Raw genomic sequence first — 2760 nt, forward strand, 5'->3', positions numbered from 1 at the left:
CCGGGGCCACGCCACCGCCGGCGCCGCCGGTCTCGGGCTCCAGGCGCTCCATCAGCGCGGGGGAAAGGGGTCCCGTCCGCATGGCGCGCGTCAGTTGCCGCCCGCGGTGTGGGCGTCTTCGAAGAAATAGTCCTTGAGCGTGGTCGGCGCGTTCTTGATGGCGCCCACGCGGTGCAGGAACTGGCCCATGCCCAGCGTGTTCTCGGGTTTCACCTTGAACTGGACTTCCGGGTTCTTGATGATCTTGAGCAGCAGGTCCCGGTCGGTCTTGGCGCCGGTCACACGCAGGTAGATGTCCGCCGCCTTCTCGGGGTGGGCGGTGATGAACTTGGCGGCCTCGTCCAGGCCATCCAGGAACGCCTTGTAGGTCTTGGGGCTCTCGCGGCGGAATTTCTCGGTCGCGTACAGCACGGTGGCCGACGAAGGCCCGCCCAGCACGTCGTAGGAGTTGAGCACGATGCGCGCGGCCGGGTTGCCGGCCAGTTCCTGTTCCTGGAACGGCGGGTTGCCGAAGTGGCCCGTGATCTCGGTGCCGCCCTTGATGATCGCGGCGGCGGCATCGGGGTGCGGCAGGGCCACCTGGATCTTGTCCAGGCGGTTGAACTCCTTGTCGCCCCAGAGCTTGGCCGAGGCCATCTGCAGCACGCGCGACTGCACCGACACGCCGACGGCGGGCAGCGCGATGCGGTCCTGCTCGGTGAAGTCGGCCAGCGTCTTCACCTTGGGGTTGTTGCTCACCAGGTAGTACGGAAAGTTGCCCAGCGAGGCCACGCCCTTCACGTTCTGGCGGCCCTTGGTGCGGTCCCACAGCGTGAACAGCGGGCCCACGCCAGCGCCTGCGATGTCGATGTTGCCCGACAGCAGGGCATCGTTGACCGCAGAGCCGCCGGACAGCTGGAGGTAATCGACCTGGATGTCGATGCCCGCCGCCTTGCCGTGCTTTTCGATGAGCTTCTGGTCCTGCGCCACATTCAACAGCAGATACACCACGCCGAACTGCTGCGCGATGCGCAACTGGCCTTCAGCCGCGTGCGAAGCGGCGGGCAGCCCCACCCCGCAGGCGATGAGGCCGGCAGCGGCCAGGGCGGCAAGGGTGCGGCGGGCGATGCCGCGGCGTGAAGGCTGGTGCATGGTGGGCATTTCCTGGCGCGAGAAGCGAGAAGCGAGAAGCAACGAAGAAGGGGAAGGGAGAAACGCAGGGGCGAAGGCGGCGGCCGTTCAGAACGGCAGGTCACCCTCGACCGTGGTGCGGTAGAGCTTGCGGCGCTCGCTGTCGGGCGTGCCGGCCGCCAGGTGCATGACCGAGCGGTTGTCCCAGAACACGAGGTCGTGCGGCAGCCAGCGGTGCCGGTACAGGAACTCCGGCCGCACGCTGGCGGCGAACAGTTCGTCCAGCAGCGCGCGGCTTTCATCGTCGGGCAGGCCGACGAGGCGCGTGGTGAAGTGCTCGCTCACGAAGAGCGCCTTGCGGCCGGTTTCGGGGTGGGTGCGCACCACCGGGTGCACGGCGGGCGCCACCTCGTCGATCTGTGCCTGCGTGAGCTTCGGGCGCCAGGGGCTGCGGGCGCGCAGCTCCTCGTACTTGGCCAGGTAGCTGTGCTCGGCCTGCAGCGGGGCGATGGCGTTCTTGAGCGCCTGGGGCAAGGCATCGTAGGCCGCGTGCTGGTCGGCAAACAGCGTATCGCCACCCTCTGAGGGCAACTCCTGCGCGTGCAGCAGCGAGCCCAGGCTGGGCTTTTCCTTGTACGACAGGTCGGAATGCCAGTAATGGCCCGCATCGCCCAGCCCGATGGGCTGGCCGCCGGCGTCCTTGATGTTGGAGACGATCAGGATCTCGGGGTGATCGGCCAGCTGGAAGTTCTTCAGCACATGGATCTGCAGCGGGCCGAAGCGGCGGCTGAAATCAATGTGCTGGCGCGGGGTGATGCGCTGGTCGCGGAACACCAGCACGTGGTGCGCCAGGTGGGCACGGTGAATGCGGTCGAAGTCCTGCGCGCCGAGGGGCCGCGACAGATCGAGGCCCACCACCTCGGCGCCCAGCGGGCCTGCGGCGCCGGCCACCGGGCGGATATCGAAGGGCTGCGGCGCGGCATCATCGTCCAGGGCGATGGCCGTCGCGGAAACCGGGGCGTGGGACAGAACTGCCGACATGGTGAACCACCTTTGAACGGGCCCGGCGGGGCCCTCTGGGTTGCCACTTTATTCAGCACACCTCCAAACCGGAACGAATGATTTATGCATTGCTAACTACAAAATCATCTATCGACACGGCGCCCCCACTGCTTGCCCGGCACTGGCACCCGTCACGAAACGGACGCCTGACCTTGGCATATTGGGTGCTTGTGCCCTTTCATGCAAAAGATAACACTGGGCACCCATGCACCCCATCGCATCGACCGGGGCCGCACGGAACACGCACACCCCCTCCCCCGTTCTTTCGCGATGCTCCAGGACACCGGCGCCTGCGGGTGAACGGAGCCACCCGGCACCACCGGACCGCGGGCACGGCCCCTGCGCTATCCCCACCCGCGAACGAACCGACACGACAGGATCACAGGACATGCTGCAGGAAGAACGATTCATCCGCATCCGCACGCTGCTGGCCACGCTCACCCGCGTGAGCACCGAGCGCATCGTGAAGGACCTCGACGTTTCGCGCGAGACCGTGCGGCGCGACCTCGTCGAGCTGGAGGCGCAGGGCGTGCTGCGCCGTGTGCACGGCGGCGTGGTCGCGCCCGGCCCGGCGCCCGAACCCCCGCT

The 2760-nt window shown here is 67.6% G+C and carries 3 protein-coding genes; 1 reads left to right on the plus strand and 2 read right to left on the minus strand.

The features are described from left to right. Positions 1 to 90: 90 nt before the first annotated feature. Entirely contained in the window at positions 91 to 1140 is a 1050-nt protein-coding gene (locus AC27IQ_RS22030; protein ID WP_487090798.1) for an ABC transporter substrate-binding protein, read from the minus strand. 78 nt (positions 1141 to 1218) lie between these two features. Next, positions 1219 to 2151 carry a TauD/TfdA dioxygenase family protein gene (locus AC27IQ_RS22035; RefSeq protein WP_284405255.1) on the minus strand — a complete coding sequence of 311 codons (933 nt, stop codon included), beginning with the start codon at positions 2149 to 2151 and terminating at the stop codon, positions 1219 to 1221. A 409-nt stretch (positions 2152 to 2560) separates the two neighbouring features. On the opposite strand from AC27IQ_RS22035, the gene AC27IQ_RS22040 reads away from it, so the two are divergent. Beyond that, on the plus strand, positions 2561 to 2760 hold a 200-nt coding region (locus AC27IQ_RS22040), incomplete at its 3' end, for a DeoR family transcriptional regulator (protein ID WP_487090799.1).

This window comes from Acidovorax sp. KPB24-07, from assembly GCF_057543315.1.